The organism is Streptomyces sp. NRRL F-4489, from assembly GCF_001509485.1.
Lineage (GTDB): Bacteria > Actinomycetota > Actinomycetes > Streptomycetales > Streptomycetaceae > Streptomyces.
On sequence record NZ_LLZI01000112.1, the window covers coordinates 145,352 to 159,283 of the forward strand.

Below are 13,932 nucleotides of genomic sequence, written 5' to 3' on the forward strand. Positions count from 1 at the left end.
TGCAGTCCGGGAGAGGTCATCGTCCGCGGACCGCCGGGCCGCTACCCTCCGCGCCATGGGGACCTTCGCCGACGAAGCGCGCTCGCGGCTGGCGCATCTGCTGCGGATGGCCGGGAACAGCGAGCGGGACCGGGAGCTGATCATCGCCTACGTGGAGGCCACGCCCGAACCGCCGCCGCTCGGGCCGCGCGGTATCCACACCAGCGGCTGCCCGCGGTGCCGGAACACCATGTGGGGCCAGCGGGACCGCGACGGCCGCCCCATCTCGGTCTGCGCCCGGTGCGGTTTCGTCAAGGAGGCCGATGGTGGACTGTCCTGACTGCGGCTTGCCGATGCTGGAGCCGGGCCCGCAGAGCAACCGGCACTGCTGCTACCGCTGCGGGCGCGTCGCGGCGACGGGTGAGACCGCGGACGACATCACCATCCGGGAGCGGAGCCGGCAAGAGGCGTTCGTCCTGCTCGACTACGCGATGGCGCTGCGCGGCGGATGCCGCCGGCGCACCCCGAGGGAGGAGCTGCGGATGGGCCAGCTGATTCAGACCCGAGGCTGCGGCAGATGCGGCGGCACCATGTACCGGACGGTGGAGACGGACCAGGAGGGGAACCCCACGGGCGAGAGCCAGTTCGTGTGCTCGGCGTGCGGCCATGTGGAGTGAGACGCGGCGCGGACCGCGTACCCCGCGGGCTCACACCACCGGCAGCCCCACGTAGTTCTCGGCTAGTGAGGCCGCGGCGGCCTGCGAGGACACCAGGTAGCGCAGATGCGACAGGCGCAGCCGGCGGTCGAACGCCGACTCGTCCGGCGCCGGGTGCAGCAGGGTGGTCAGGGTGTACGAGAAGTGCTCGGCGCGCCACACCCGGCGCAGCGCGGCCTCCGAGTAGGCGTCGAGCAGGGACGGGTCCCCGTGCGCGTAGCGGTGGGCGAGCGCCCGGGCCAGCAGGGTGACGTCGGCGACGGCCAAGTTGAGGCCCTTGGCGCCGGTGGGCGGCACGATGTGGGCGGCGTCACCGGCCAGGAACAGCCGCCCGTACCGCATCGGTTCGGCGACGAAGCTGCGCATCGGGGTGATGCTCTTCTCGGTGACCGGGCCGCGCCGGAGCCGCCAGCCGTCGTCGGTGGCGAAGCGGGTCTCCAGCTCGTCCCAGATCCGCTCGTCGGGCCAGTCGGCGGGGCGGTCGTGCGGATCGACCTGGAGGTAGAGCCGGCTGACGTGGCGGGAGCGCATACTGTGCAGCGCGAAGCCGCGTTCGTGGTGCGCGTAGACCAACTCGTCGCAGGACGGCGGGACTTCGGCCAGGATGCCCAGCCAGGCGAACGGGTACTCGCGGGCGGAGACGGTCAGCGCGTCCGGGGGCAGCGAGCGCCGGCCGATGCCGTGGAAGCCGTCGCAGGCGATGACGTAATCGCAGTGCAGGGTGTGTTCGGCGCCGTCGTGGCGGTAGCGGACGCGCGGCGCGTCGGTGCCGATGCCGTCCACCGACAGCGCCTCGGCCTCGAAGAGGAGGGTGCCGCCGGCCGCCCGGCGCAGCGCGATCAGGTCCTTGACGACCTCGGTCTGGGCGTAGACCATCACCGACCGGCCGCCCGCCAGGGACGGGAAGTCGATCCGGTGCGCGCGGCGGTCGAAACGCAGCTCGATGCCGTGGTGCGGCAGTCCCTCGCGGTCCATCCGGGCGCCGGCGCCGGAGGCGCGGAGCACGTCGACGGTGGCCTGTTCGAGGATGCCGGCGCGCTGCCGGCGCTCGGCGTACGCCCGGCTGCGGAGTTCCAGGACGGTGGAGTCGATGCCCTGGCGGTGCAGGAGGTGGGAGAGGAGGAGTCCGGCCGGGCCGGCTCCGATGATGGCGACGCTGGTGCGCATGGCGGGATTCCGTCTCGGGTCGGCGGGCGAATCAGCGGATGGGCGCGGCGGCGCGCGGTGCGGTGAAGTGCGCGTGGAGGGCGGTGCGGACGGCCCGGGGTTGTTCGACGGGGGCGAGGTGGGCGGCGCCGGCCAGCTCCAGCAGGGTCGCGCCGGGGATGCCGTCGGCCAGTTCGCGGGCGTGCGCGGGCGGGGTGGCGCGGTCCGCGCGGCCGGCGACGACCAGGGTGGGCGCGGTGATCCGGGCGAGCGCGGCGCGCAGGTCGTGGCCGGCGAGCGCGTCGCAGCAGGCGGCGTAACCGGCCGGGTCCGCGGTGCGGAGGTCGTCGAGCAGCCCGGCCGCGGCCCCGGCGGCGGGCCCGGTGCGGAACGCGGGCGTGAACCAGCGGTCCGGCGCGGTGGGCACCAGCGCGCCGGTGCCGCGCGCGCGGACCAGCGCGGCCCGTTCGCGCCAGCCGCCCGGCTCCCCGAAGCGGGCCGAGGTGCAGAGCAGCGCGAGCGCGGTGACCCGCTCGGGATGGTGTGCGGCGAGGTGGGCGCCCACCGCCCCGCCGAGCGAGATCCCGGCGTACGCGAAGCGCGCCGCGCCGAGGTGATCGGCGAGTTCGAGGACCAGTGCGGCGAGGTCGGCGACGGTCGTGGCGCCGGGCACGGGGTCGGGCAGGACACCGGCCGGGGTACCGCCGTGTCCGGGGAGGTCCCAGCGGACGACCCGGTGGCGGCGGGCGAGCACGGCGGTCTGCCCGTCCCAGACCCGCAGCGAGGTGCCGAGGGACGGGCCGAGCAGCAGGACGGGCGCGCCGGGCGGGCCCTCGGCGGTGTGGTGGAGGCGGGCGGTCACCGGCGGCTCTCCTCCCGTCCGGTCGCGGCGGTACGGGCCAGGGCGCGGTCGACCAGGGCCCCGGCCGACCCCAAGTAGCCGGTGGGGTCGGCGAGTTGGCGCAGCCGCTCGATGCCGGGCAGGCCGTCCGGCACCGCTCCCCCGGCCGCCGCCTCCGCCAGCAGGCCGGCCAGCGCGTCGGCGAAGTCCGTCCCCTGCTCGGCGCACCGGCGGGCGGCCGCCTCGACCAGCCCCCGGGCCGGGCCGCGCCCGAGCGGGCCGCTGAGTTCGGCGGCCACCCGCTCGGCGGTGGCCAGTCCGCGGTCGCGGTCGAGGTTGGCGCGCATCCGGTCGGCGTCCACCCGGAGCCCTGGGCAGAGTTCGGCCGCGTGGGCGGCCGCGCCGCCGGCCAGCCGCAGCAGGTCGCGCAGCGGCTGCCATTCGGCGTGCCAGGCGCCCGCCGGGCGTTCGTCCTCGGCGGCGACCGCGCCGAGCAGCACGGCGGCGAGCGCGGGGGCCTGCCGGGCCGCGGCCGCGAGGAGCGTGGCGCGTACGGGGTTGTGCTTGTGCGGCATGGCGGACGAGCCGCCGCCGTCCCCCTCGGCGAGTTCGCCGGTGTCGGTACGGGCCAGGACCAGCACATCGGCGGCGAGCTTGCCGAGCGCGCCGGTGGTGAACGCCAGGGCGGCGCCGAGGTCGGCGATCGGCGTGCGGAGGGTGTGCCAGGGCAGCGGCGGGGCGGCCAGGCCCAGTTCGCGAGCGTAGGCGGCGGCCAGCTGCGGGCCGGTGCCGGGCGCGCCGGCCAGCGCCTCGAAGGCCGCCAACGTGCCCGCCGCGCCGCCGAGTTGGGCGGGCGGGCGGAGGGCGGTGAGCCGGTCGGCGGCGTCCAGGACGAGGCTGCGCCAGCCGGCGGCCTTGAGGCCGAAGGTGGTGGGGACGGCGTGCTGGGTGAGCGTCCGCCCCGGCATCGGCGTCGTCCGGTGCGCGGCGGCGAGCCGCCGCAGGGCCGCCGCGGTCCGGGCCAGGTCGGCGGTGATCAGCGGCAGGCAGCGGGCGGTGACCAGCATCGCGGCGGTGTCGAGGATGTCCTGGCTGGTGGCGCCGCGGTGGACGTACGGGGCGGCGTCGCCGGGGACCGCGGCGGTCAGGTCGGCGACGAGCGGGATGACGGGGTTGCCGCCCGCGCGGGCGCGCAGCGCGAGGTCCCGGACGTCGAAGCGGTCGGCGCGGGCGGCGGCGGTCACGGCCTCGGCGGCGCGGGCCGGTGCCTGGCCGAGCGCGGCCTGGGCGCGGGTGAGGGCGGCCTCGGCGTCCAGCATCGCCTGGAGGAACGCCGCGTCGCCGGTGGCCGCCTCGACGGCCGTACCGGCCCGGCCGGGCGCGAGCAGGCCGGCGTCGGCGGGCGGCAGCGACCCCGGGTCGGCGAGTGGCGGCCTGTCAGGCGCGCGGTGGTCAGCGGAAGTCAAGGAACACCGTCTCCTTCGGTCCCTGGAGCCGGATGTCGAAGCGGTACGTCCGCCCGCCGGGCCCGGCCCCGCCTGCCGTTTCCGTCGCGAGCAGCGTCGCACGGCGCTCCGGGTCGAGCCCGGTCAGCAGCGGATCGTCCGCGAGCCCCGGCCCGGGCAGGTAGACGCGGGTGAACAGGTGGTGCAGCAGCCCGCGGGCGAAGACGCACAGCGACAGATAGGGCACCCCGCCGGGCGGCAGGGTGCGGAACGCCCAGCGCCCGTCCGCGTCGGTGGCGGCCCGCCCGAAGCCGGTGAAGGTGAGCCCGTCGCGCCCGGCGAACCCGCCGGTGGCCGGATCGCGGCGCAGGGAGCCGGGTGCGCCGGTGCGGCTGCCGTCCGGGGCGGGCTGCCACAGTTCCAGCAGCGCGTCGGGGACGGGCGCGCCCGCGCCGTCGAGGACGGTGCCGTGGACGGTGAGGGTGTCCGGGTGTCCCGGCGGCGCCGGTTCCGGGCCGCCGGGGAACGGCAGGGCGTGGCCGTGGAACGGCCCGATGGTCTGCGCGGGGGTGGGAAGCATCAGCGGCCTTCCTCGGTCCAGGTGGCGGCGGGCCCGTCGAGGACGATGTCCCAGCGGTAGCCCAGCGACCATTCGGGGACGGACAGGTCGTGGTCGTAGGCGGCGACCAGGCGGGCGCGGGCGGCGGGGTCGGTGACGGACTGGAGGATGGGGTCGTGGCGGAAGAGCGGGTCGCCGGGGAAGTACATCTGGGTGATCAGGCGCTGGGTGAAGGCGGTGCCGAAGAGCGAGAAGTGGATGTGGGCGGGGCGCCAGGCGTTGGTGTGGTTGCGCCACGGGTAGGCGCCGGGCTTGATCGTGGTGAAGCGGTAGACCCCCTGATCATCCGTCAGGCAGCGTCCCGTTCCCGTGAAGTTGGGGTCGAGCGGGGCCGGATGCTGATCGCGCTCGTGGGCGTAGCGGCCGGCGGCGTTGGCCTGCCAGATCTCCACGAGCTGGCCGGTGACGGGGCGGCCGGCGCGGTCCAGGACCCGGCCGGTGACGGTTATCCGCTCGCCGAGCGGTGCGCTGGAGTGCCGGCGGGTGAGGTCGTGGTCGAGGTCGGTGAGGTCGGTGCGGCCGAAGACCGGGCCGGACAGCTCGGCCGCCTCCGGGTCCAGAACGGGCACCAGCGGCTGCCGGGGGTGGCGCAGCGCGGTGCTGCGGTACGGCGGGTAGTCGCGGTCGGGGTGGTGGCGGGGGCGGCCGTCCGCGGCGGCGGCCTCGGCGCGGGCGGCGATCTCGCGGGCGATGTCCTGCTGGTCGGCGGGCATGGCGTTACCTTTCGAGGACGGGGGCGGCGGTCCGGTGGACGACGTCCCGGGCGCTGACCCCGGGCGCGGTCTCGGCCAGCACCAGGCCGGCGGGGGTGACGTCGAGGACGGCGAGGTCGGTGATGATCCGGTCGACGCAGGCCCGGCCGGTCAGCGGGAGGGTGCACTCGGGGACGAGTTTGGGCGTGCCGTCCTTGGCGGTGTGCGACATCAGCACGATCACCCGGCGGGCGCCGTGCACGAGGTCCATCGCACCGCCCATGCCCTTGACCATCTTGCCGGGCACGACCCAGTTGGCCAGGTCGCCGCGGGCCGAGACCTGCATCGCGCCGAGCACCGCGGCGTCGAGGTGGCCGCCGCGGATCATGCCGAAGGAGAGCGCGGAGTCGAAGCAGGCGGCGCCGGGCAGCGCGGTGACGGTCTCCTTCCCGGCGTTGACCAGATCCGGGTCGAGTGCGTCCTCGGTGGGGTACGGGCCGACGCCGAGCAGGCCGTTCTCGGAGTGCAGTACGACGTCCACGCCGGGCGGCAGATGGCCGGGGACGAGCGTGGGCAGGCCGATGCCGAGGTTGACGTACCAGCCGTCGGCGAGTTCGCGGGCGGCGCGGGCCGCCATCTCGTCGCGGGTCCAGCTCATCCGGTCCGCACCGTCCTCCGCTCGATGCCCTTGGCGGCGGCCTGCTCCGGCGTCAGCGCCACCACGCGCTGCACGAAGACGCCGGGCAGGTGCACCGCGTCCGGGTCCAACTCCCCTGGTTCCACCAGCTCTTCGACTTCCGCGATGGTGATCCGCCCGGCCATCGCGGCGAGCGGGTTGAAGTTGCGGGCGGCCTTGGCGAAGACCAGATTGCCGTGCCGGTCGCCGCGGGCGGCCCTCACGAGCGCGAAGTCGGTGCGCAGCGCGCGCTCCAGGACGTACTCCCGGCCGTCGAAGGCGCGGACCTCCTTGGGCGGTGAGGCGACGGCGACCGAGCCGTCCGCGGCGTAGCGCCAGGGCAGTCCGCCCTCGGCGACCGGGGTGCCGACGCCGGCCGGGGTGAAGAAGGCGGGGATGCCGCAGCCGCCGGCCCGCAGCCGCTCGGCGAGCGTGCCCTGCGGGGTCAGTTGCACCTCCAGTTCGCCGCTGAGGTAGCGGCGGGCGAATTCCTTGTTGTCGCCGACGTACGAGCCGGTGACGCGGGTGATCCGGCCGGCCGCGAGCAGGATGCCCAGACCGCCGCCGTCCACCCCGCAGTTGTTGGAGACCACGCCCAGTCCGCGGGCGCCCTGGTCGTACAGCGCCTGGATGAGCACGTTCGGGACGCCGGTGAGGCCGAAGCCGCCGACCGCGAGGGTGGCGCCGTCCGGGATGTCGGCCACCGCTTCCGCGGCGGTGGCCACTTCTTTGTCCATGCCCGCTCCCCTTGTTCGCCTGGTGAACTTTGGTTCATACTCGCGAGTGGGCAGAGTGTCCGCCCCTGCTGGCGCACTGTCAATGGCCCGTACGCCGCGCCGCGCCGCCGGGGCCCGAACGACCAGGAGCGTCCGCCATGCCGCAGCCCGATCCGCGCTTCCCCGACGCCCCCGCCGAGCTGGTCGGCCCGCTGGCCCGCGGCCTGGCGCTGCTGCGCACGATGGGCGCCGCGCCCGAAGTCCGGCAGCGGCCCGGCGACTTGGCGCGGGCCACGGGGCTGGCCCGCTCCACCGTCGACCGCATCGCCACCACCCTGACCCGGCTGGGGCATCTGCGCGCCGAGGGCCGCGATCTGCTGCTCGCCCCCGGGGCGATGGCGCTGAGCAACGCCTATCTGGCCGCCAGCGGTCTGCCCGGACTCCTCGGCCCGCTCGCGGTGGACCTCGCCGACCGCCTCGACGAGTCGGTGTCGCTGGCCGTGCCGGACGGGGACGGGGTGCGCTTCGTCACCCAGGCCACCCGCCGCCGCACGATGGCGATCGCGTTCCGCATCGGCGATCTGCTGCCCGCCGAACGGTGCGCGCCCGGCGCCCTGTTCGCCGACGGCTGGGACGCCGAGCAGCAGGCGCGCTGGCTGCTCCGGCTGCGCCGCGACCCGCTGCACACCGGTTTCCCCGCGGTACCGCCGCGCCCCGCCCCGGCCCGGCCCGACGAGGTCGCCGCCGCGTTCCTGGATCGCGTCCGGGCGGCCCGGGACCGCGGCTTCTCCCTGGACGACCAGCTGATCGAACCGGGCCTGGTGGCGGTCGCCCTCCCGGTCCGCGATCCGTCCGGCGCGCCGGTCTGCGCGCTCAGCGTGGTCAGCCACACCAGCCGCCACGACGCCGGTTCGCTGGCCGGCCACGCCCTGCCGCCGCTGCGGGAGACCGTGGCCGAGATGGAGCGCCGGCTCGCCGCGCCGCGCCCCGCGCCGCCCGCCCCGGCCGCCGCGCCCTCCGCCGGCGCGCTCAAGGAGGAGCTGGGCTCCGGCTTCCTCCAGTCCCTGGCGCGCGGCCTCGATGTGCTGTGCGCGCTCGGCGCGGCACCGGACGGCGCGCCGCTCGCCGAGATCGCCCGGTCCACCGGCCTGCCGCGCGCCACCGCCCGCCGGTCCCTGCTCACCCTCCGCCACCTGGGCTACGTGGCCGCCGACGACGAGGGCTTCCGCCTCCTGCCGCGGGTGCTGGAGCTGGGCTGCGCGCGGCTGTCCGGGCTCCCGCTGCCCGAGATCGCCCGGCCCCACCTGGTCGATCTGGTCCGCAGGGTCGGCGAGTCGGCGTCCGCCGCGGTGCTCGACGGCGATGACATCCGGTATGTGGCGCGCGTCCCGACCACCCGCGTCATGCGGCTGGACCTCACGGTCGGCACCCGCCTGCCCGCGTACGCCACGGCGATGGGCCGGGTCCTGCTGGCCGCGCTGCCGGACGCCGAACGGGCCGCGTTCCTGCGCCGGGTGGCACCGCGGCCGCTGACGCCGTACACAGTGGCCGGCCGGGCCGCGCTCGCCCGGGCGGTGGCCGCCGCCGGGCGGGACGGGCACGCCCTGGTCGAGCAGGAGCTGGAGGAGGGGCTGCGCTCGCTGGCGGTGCCGGTGCGCGACGGGCACGGCCGGGTGGTCGCCGCCGTCAACGTCGCCCTGCACGCCGGCCGGGGCACGCCCGAGGAGAGCCGGGCGGCGCTGCTGCCGGCGCTGCGGGAGGCGGCCGGGCGGATCGGGGCCGACCTGGCCGCGGTCGGCCGGTGGACCGGCACCCCCGCGGCCTGAGCGGCGCCGCGGCGGCACAGCGGGCCCCGGGTACGCAAAGGGCCCCGCCCCGCTCCTGCCCGAGGTGACGGACGCAGGAACGGGGCGGGGCCGGTGCGGGGGAGCCGCGCCGTCAGGCGCTCAGCGGCGGCCGCCCTTGCCGTGGTGGCCCTTGTGGTGGTGCTTGTAGTGGTGGTGGTGGTGGCGAACGATCACGTGCCGCCGCTCATGGGAGTTGATGCAGGTGTTCCCGAAGGCCGGGTTCAGCAGCCCGATGATGTCGATGGTGTTGCCACACACGTTGAGCGGAACGTGCACCGGGATCTGGATGACGTTGCCCGACAGCACGCCGGGCGACCCGACGGCGCCACCGCCCGCACCGCTGTCGGCGAAAGCGGCCGAACTTCCACCCAGAGCGGTCCCGGCCGCCAGAGCAGCCACAGCGGTAATCCGTGTGATCCGTGACATTCCGAACCTTTCGATCAATCCAAGCGACCCAACGCCGCTCTCTGCTCTTCCCTTCGGCATACACACCGTCACCATGAGGGCATAGGCCCGCAATTCCCTCTTTCGCGTCGCTCCGGACGCCGCCAATCGGACGACGGTTGACGCTCCCCCGCCCGCACCCCGGTCCGGCGGCGGCCCCCGGTCACCGGCGCGACCAGGTACGCCGCCACCCCGCCGGCACGGCAGGCCGGCTCCTGACTCCCCCGGGGCGGGCCAAACCTGCTCCGTCGCGGACCGGACCCCCGGTCAGCGCGGGGTTGACGCCTGGCAGTACGGGCAGCGGACCGCGCCCCCGGCCGTGACCAGCCGGCCGCAGCCGGCGCACACCGCGCCCAGCCAGCAGGCCGCCTCCCCGCCCTCCCCGGACCGGCCGGCCGCCGCCCCGCCCGTGAGCAGGCACCGGGCGAGGACCCGGGCGTGGCTGAGGTGGAGCGGTGCGACGGCGGTCCGGAGCACGACCGGGCCGCGGCCGGCCAGCGCCCGCAGCCGGCGCAGTCCGGCGGCCCGGACCGCCTCCGCCAGCTCCTGCTCGTAGTGGCGGGCGAACGCCTCGTACCGCTCCTCGCGCGTCCCGTACCAGCGCCACAGCGCGGCCGACGGGGCGACCGCGGCGAGCCAGACGTCCGGTACGGCGCTCCTGGCCAGGCGGCCGAGCGGCAGGCGCCGGTCGACCAGGACCCGCGTACCGGGCCAGGGGCGCGCGGCCGCGTACACCGACTCCGTCCACACCCGGAGCGCGGTCTCCCCCGCGGCCCCGGTCCCGTCCTCGGGCCGTTCCCCACCGCTCCTCATACGAGCTCCTCGCGCCGCCGCGATCCTCCCGGCCCGCGCCGGGACGCCCCCAGCCCTAAGCATTGCACAGCGCAAACGCCGTCACCGGTTCGAAGTACATGCCATTGGCAAGTATTGCAAAGGGCAAGAAAAACTCCGTATAACTCTCCTCAACTCTGCGGGGAGGGCGCCCCGATGGGGGCGCCGCGTCGTGAAGCTGGACCGCGAGCGGAACGCGACCGGTCCGGTGCGGGGGGCCAGGCGGCCGGTGCCGCCCGCGTGCCCTGGAAGGAGCGACGACGGTGGTACGACGCGGTGCCCGTAAGGAAGCCGAACGAGTCGCGGCGCTGGCCGCGGAGCAGTTGCTGAAGGTGGGGACGACGCTGCGGCGGACCCCGGCCAGCCCGGATCTCCGGGCGGTCTACCGGGCCGATCAGCGCGTCAATGACGCGCCCTATCGCGAGCGGTGGGCCCACGACCGGGTCGTGCGGTCCACGCACGGGGTCAACTGCACCGGCTCGTGCTCGTGGAAGGTCTACGTCAAGGACGGCGTGATCACCTGGGAGACACAGGAGACCGACTACCCCTCGGTGGGCCCGGACCGGCCGGAGTACGAGCCGCGCGGCTGCCCGCGCGGGGCGTCGTTCTCCTGGTACACCTACTCGCCGACCCGGGTGCGCCATCCGCACGTCCGCGGGGTGCTGCTGGAGCTGTACCGCGAGGCGCGGGAGCGGCTCGGCGACCCGGTGGCGGCCTGGGCGGAGATCACCGGCGATCCCGCCAAGCGGCGCCGCTACCAGGCGGCGCGCGGCAAGGGCGGTCTGGTGCGGATCGGCTGGGACGAGGCGCTGGAGATCGCGGCCGCCGCGCACGTCCACACCATCGCCGCGTACGGCCCGGACCGGATCGCCGGGTTCTCCCCGATCCCGGCGATGTCGATGGCCTCGCACGCGGTGGGGGCGCGCTTCATGTCGCTGATCGGCGCGCCGATGATCTCGTTCTACGACTGGTACGCGGACCTGCCCATCGCCTCACCGCAGGTCTTCGGCGACCAGACCGATGTCCCGGAGTCCGGTGACTGGTGGGACGCGGCGTATCTGATGCTGTGGGGCTCCAACGTGCCGGTGACCCGCACGCCGGACGCCCACTGGATGGCCGAGGCCCGCTACCGCGGCCAGAAGGTGGTGGTGGTCTCCCCGGACTACGCGGACGCGACCAAGTTCGCCGACGAGTGGCAGCATCCGCACCCCGGGACCGACGGGGCGCTGGCGATGGCCATGGGGCATGTGATCCTCACCGAGTGCTTCGTGCGGCGGCAGGTGCCGTACTTCACCGACTACGTGCGGCACTTCACCGATCTGCCGTTCCTGGTCGAACTGGACGAGCGCGAGGGGAAGGTGACGCCGGGGAAGTTCCTGACCGCGGCCGCTCTGGGGCTGGACGCCGACGCGGGCGCGGCGGCGGCGTGGAAGCCGGTGCTGGTGGACGCGGCCTCCGGCAGGCCGGTCGTCCCCAACGGCACGCTCGGCGACCGCTGGTCGAAGAGCGGCATCGGCCGCTGGAACCTCGAACTGGGCGATGTGGAACCCACTCTGACGTTCCATCAGGAGGGTGCGGAGTGCGCCGAGGTGCTGCTGCCGCGCTTCGACTCCCCCGGGTCCGTGCGGCGCGGCGTCCCGGTGCGGGAGCTGTCCGGGCGCCGGGTGACCACCGTCTTCGACCTGCTGCTCGCCCAGTACGGGGTGGCCCGCCCGGGGCTGCCCGGTGACTGGCCGGCCGGCTACGACGACCCCGCCGGCCCGTACACCCCGGCCTGGCAGGAGACGATCACCTCGGTGCCGGCCGCGGCGGTGGTGCGCGCGGCCCGGGAGTTCGCGGGGACGGCGGAGAAGACCCGCGGCCGCTGCATGATCGTGATGGGCGCGGGCACCAACCACTGGTTCCACTCCGACACCATCTACCGCTCCTTCCTCACCCTGCTGCTGCTCACCGGCTGCCAGGGCGTGAACGGCGGCGGCTGGGCGCACTACGTCGGACAGGAGAAGGTGCGCCCGTACACCGGCTGGCAGCAGCTCCAGTCCGCCGCTGACTGGGTGCGCCCGTCCCGGCAGATGGCCGGCACACCGTACTGGTATCTGCACACCGATCAGTGGCGGTACGACGGCCAGGACGCCGGTGCGCTGGCCTCGCCGACCGGGCGCGCCGCGTTCGCCGGCCGGCACACCGCCGATCTGGTGGCGCAGTCGATGCGGCTGGGCTGGATGCCGTCGGCGCCCGCGTTCACCGCCAATCCGCTCGATCTGGGGCGGCGGGTGCGGGAGTCGGGGCATGAGCCCGGGGAGTGGGTGGCCGCCGAACTCGCCGCCGGGCGGCTGGCGTTCGCCTGCGAGGACCCGGACGATCCGGCCAACTGGCCGCGGGTGCTGACCGTGTGGCGGGCCAATCTGATCGGCTCGTCGGCCAAGGGCAACGAGTTCTTCCTGCGCCATCTGCTGGGCGCGAGCGACAACGCGCGGGCCGAGGAGGCCCCCGAGGGCAGCCGGCCGCGCGAGGTGGTCTGGCACGCGGAGGCGCCGCGCGGCAAGGTGGACCTGCTGCTGGCCCTGGACTTCCGGATGACCTCCACCACCCTGCTCGCCGACCTCGTCCTGCCGGCCGCGACCTGGTACGAGAAGCACGATCTGTCCAGTACGGACATGCACCCGTTCGTGCACGCCTTCTCCCCGGCGATCAATCCGCCCTGGCAGGCCCGGACCGACTTCGAGATCTTCCACGGTCTCGCGGCCCGCTTCAGCGAACTGGCCGCCGGCCGCCTGGACACCGCCTACGACCTGCTGGCGACCCCGCCGCAGCACGACACCCCCGGCGAGACCGCCCAGCCCGGCGGCACCGTGTGCGACTGGCGGGACGGCGCGCCCCCGGAGCCGGGCCGCAACCTCCCCCACTTCACCGTGGTGGAACGGGACTACCGCGCGGTCGCCGCGAAACTGGCCGCGTTCGGACCGCTGGCCGAGGAGCAGGGCATGACGGTCAAGGGCGTCACCGTCCGGCCGGTGCCCGAGGTGCGGCGGCTGGCCGAGCGGTGCGGTACGGCGCCGGACGGGCCCGCGCGCGGCCGGCCGCTGCTGGACACCGACGTCAAGCTGTGCGAGGCGATCCTGGCGCTGTCCGGGACGACCAACGGGCGGCTGGCGGCCGAGGGGTTCGAGCGGCTCGCCGAGCGCTGCGGTCCGGGCAGCGGCTTCGCCGGGCTGGCCGAGGCGGTCCGGGAGCGCCGGGTGGTGTTCTCCGACACCCAGGCCCGGCCGGTGCAGGTCGGCAGCAGCTACGAGTGGTCCGGCAAGGAGGCCCCGGACCGGCGCTACGCCCCGTTCACCATCAACACCGAGCACCGCAAGCCCTGGCACACCCTGACGGGCCGTCAGCACTGCTATCTCGACCATGACTGGATGGCCGAGCTGGGCGAGCAACTTCCCATCTACCGGCCGCCGTTGAGCCCGGCGTTCCTCGGCGGCACCGGCGACCCGGCCGCCGGGTCCGGCCCGGGCGGCGACGGCGAGCGCTCGGTGACCGTCCGCTACCTCACCCCGCACTCCAAGTGGTCGATCCACTCCGAGTACCAGGAGAACCTGCTGATGCAGACCCTGGCCCGCGGCGGACCGGTGATCTGGATGAGCGTGGCGGACGCCGAGGCCATCGGCGCCGCGGACAACGACTGGATCGAGGCGGTCAACCCCAACGGCGTGGTGACCGCCCGGGCCGTGGTCTCGCACCGGATGCCGCCGGGCACGGTGTTCATGTACCACGTCCAGGAACGGCTGGTGAACGTGCCCCGCACCCAGGCCACCGGGCGCCGTGGCGGCGTGCACAACGCCCTCACCCGCCTGCTGATCAAACCCACCCATCTCATCGGCGGCTACGGCCAGTTGTCGTTCGCGCCCAACTACTACGGACCGACCGGCAACCAGCGCGACGCGGTGACCGTCATCCGCCGCCGCACCCAGCACGTGGAGTACTGA

General features: G+C 75.3%; 13 protein-coding genes. 4 read left to right on the forward strand and 9 right to left on the reverse strand.

Annotated features, from left to right (window positions below; translation table 11 throughout):
• Nucleotides 1-55: 55 nt before the first annotated feature.
• Both ADL22_RS11235 and ADL22_RS11240 read left to right on the forward strand, forming a co-directional pair.
• Nucleotides 56-319 carry a hypothetical protein gene (locus tag ADL22_RS11235; protein ID WP_066976464.1) on the forward strand — a complete coding sequence of 88 codons (264 nt, stop codon included), beginning with the start codon at nucleotides 56-58 and terminating at the stop codon, nucleotides 317-319.
• Complete coding sequence (locus ADL22_RS11240) at nucleotides 303-656, forward strand: hypothetical protein (RefSeq protein ID WP_159048607.1); 354 nt, start codon at nucleotides 303-305, stop codon at nucleotides 654-656. The genes ADL22_RS11235 and ADL22_RS11240 overlap by 17 nt, the downstream gene beginning before the upstream one ends.
• 30 nt (nucleotides 657-686) lie before the next feature.
• On the opposite strand, the gene ADL22_RS11245 is transcribed toward ADL22_RS11240, so the two are convergent.
• Genes ADL22_RS11245 through ADL22_RS11275 form a run of 7 tightly spaced genes read right to left on the reverse strand, consistent with a single transcriptional unit; the run spans nucleotide 687 to nucleotide 6,851 of the window.
• On the reverse strand, nucleotides 687-1,862 hold the full coding sequence (locus ADL22_RS11245) for a 4-hydroxybenzoate 3-monooxygenase (RefSeq protein ID WP_066976468.1): 1,176 nt from the start codon (nucleotides 1,860-1,862) through the stop codon (nucleotides 687-689).
• A gap of 31 nt (nucleotides 1,863-1,893) precedes the next feature.
• Nucleotides 1,894-2,703: a 3-oxoadipate enol-lactonase gene (gene pcaD, locus ADL22_RS11250; RefSeq protein WP_066976471.1), complete on the reverse strand. Its 810-nt coding sequence runs from the start codon at nucleotides 2,701-2,703 to the stop codon at nucleotides 1,894-1,896.
• Entirely contained in the window at nucleotides 2,700-4,148 is a 1,449-nt protein-coding gene (gene pcaB / locus ADL22_RS11255; RefSeq protein WP_079064028.1) for a 3-carboxy-cis,cis-muconate cycloisomerase, read from the reverse strand. The genes pcaD and pcaB overlap by 4 nt, the downstream gene beginning before the upstream one ends.
• Nucleotides 4,135-4,707 carry a protocatechuate 3,4-dioxygenase subunit alpha gene (gene pcaG / locus ADL22_RS11260; RefSeq protein WP_066976472.1) on the reverse strand — a complete coding sequence of 191 codons (573 nt, stop codon included), beginning with the start codon at nucleotides 4,705-4,707 and terminating at the stop codon, nucleotides 4,135-4,137. Before pcaG ends, pcaB begins: the two co-directional genes overlap by 14 nt.
• Nucleotides 4,707-5,459 carry a protocatechuate 3,4-dioxygenase subunit beta gene (gene pcaH / locus ADL22_RS11265; protein WP_066976474.1) on the reverse strand — a complete coding sequence of 251 codons (753 nt, stop codon included), beginning with the start codon at nucleotides 5,457-5,459 and terminating at the stop codon, nucleotides 4,707-4,709. The genes pcaG and pcaH overlap by 1 nt, the downstream gene beginning before the upstream one ends.
• A 4-nt stretch (nucleotides 5,460-5,463) precedes the next feature.
• Nucleotides 5,464-6,096, reverse strand: a complete 633-nt coding sequence (locus ADL22_RS11270) for a CoA transferase subunit B (RefSeq protein ID WP_066976476.1) — start codon at nucleotides 6,094-6,096, stop codon at nucleotides 5,464-5,466.
• Complete coding sequence (locus ADL22_RS11275) at nucleotides 6,093-6,851, reverse strand: CoA transferase subunit A (protein ID WP_066976481.1); 759 nt, start codon at nucleotides 6,849-6,851, stop codon at nucleotides 6,093-6,095. The genes ADL22_RS11270 and ADL22_RS11275 overlap by 4 nt, the downstream gene beginning before the upstream one ends.
• 137 nt (nucleotides 6,852-6,988) lie before the next feature.
• On the opposite strand from ADL22_RS11275, the gene ADL22_RS11280 reads away from it, so the two are divergent.
• Complete coding sequence (locus ADL22_RS11280) at nucleotides 6,989-8,656, forward strand: IclR family transcriptional regulator domain-containing protein (protein ID WP_066976485.1); 1,668 nt, start codon at nucleotides 6,989-6,991, stop codon at nucleotides 8,654-8,656.
• Nucleotides 8,657-8,776: 120 nt separating this feature from the next.
• Here the strand turns inward: ADL22_RS11280 and ADL22_RS11285 are convergent, their stop codons facing one another.
• Nucleotides 8,777-9,103 carry a chaplin gene (locus tag ADL22_RS11285; protein WP_079064029.1) on the reverse strand — a complete coding sequence of 109 codons (327 nt, stop codon included), beginning with the start codon at nucleotides 9,101-9,103 and terminating at the stop codon, nucleotides 8,777-8,779.
• A gap of 285 nt (nucleotides 9,104-9,388) precedes the next feature.
• Nucleotides 9,389-9,934 carry a DUF488 domain-containing protein gene (locus tag ADL22_RS11290; RefSeq protein ID WP_079064030.1) on the reverse strand — a complete coding sequence of 182 codons (546 nt, stop codon included), beginning with the start codon at nucleotides 9,932-9,934 and terminating at the stop codon, nucleotides 9,389-9,391.
• Nucleotides 9,935-10,215: 281 nt separating this feature from the next.
• Here ADL22_RS11290 and ADL22_RS11295 point away from each other — a divergent pair, with 281 nt between their 5' ends.
• Complete coding sequence (locus ADL22_RS11295) at nucleotides 10,216-13,932, forward strand: nitrate reductase subunit alpha (protein ID WP_066976488.1); 3,717 nt, start codon at nucleotides 10,216-10,218, stop codon at nucleotides 13,930-13,932.

Coding starts and splice junctions, on each gene's coding strand:
- ADL22_RS11280 (WP_066976485.1), top strand. CDS start 6,989: ATGCCGCAGCCCGATCCGCGCTTCCCCGACGCCCCCGCCGAGCTGGTC.
- ADL22_RS11290 (WP_079064030.1), bottom strand. CDS start 9,934: ATGAGGAGCGGTGGGGAACGGCCCGAGGACGGGACCGGGGCCGCGGGG.
- ADL22_RS11245 (WP_066976468.1), bottom strand. CDS start 1,862: ATGCGCACCAGCGTCGCCATCATCGGAGCCGGCCCGGCCGGACTCCTC.
- ADL22_RS11270 (WP_066976476.1), bottom strand. CDS start 6,096: ATGAGCTGGACCCGCGACGAGATGGCGGCCCGCGCCGCCCGCGAACTC.
- ADL22_RS11275 (WP_066976481.1), bottom strand. CDS start 6,851: ATGGACAAAGAAGTGGCCACCGCCGCGGAAGCGGTGGCCGACATCCCG.
- ADL22_RS11285 (WP_079064029.1), bottom strand. CDS start 9,103: ATGTCACGGATCACACGGATTACCGCTGTGGCTGCTCTGGCGGCCGGG.
- pcaG (WP_066976472.1), bottom strand. CDS start 4,707: ATGCTTCCCACCCCCGCGCAGACCATCGGGCCGTTCCACGGCCACGCC.
- ADL22_RS11235 (WP_066976464.1), top strand. CDS start 56: ATGGGGACCTTCGCCGACGAAGCGCGCTCGCGGCTGGCGCATCTGCTG.
- pcaH (WP_066976474.1), bottom strand. CDS start 5,459: ATGCCCGCCGACCAGCAGGACATCGCCCGCGAGATCGCCGCCCGCGCC.
- ADL22_RS11240 (WP_159048607.1), top strand. CDS start 303: ATGGTGGACTGTCCTGACTGCGGCTTGCCGATGCTGGAGCCGGGCCCG.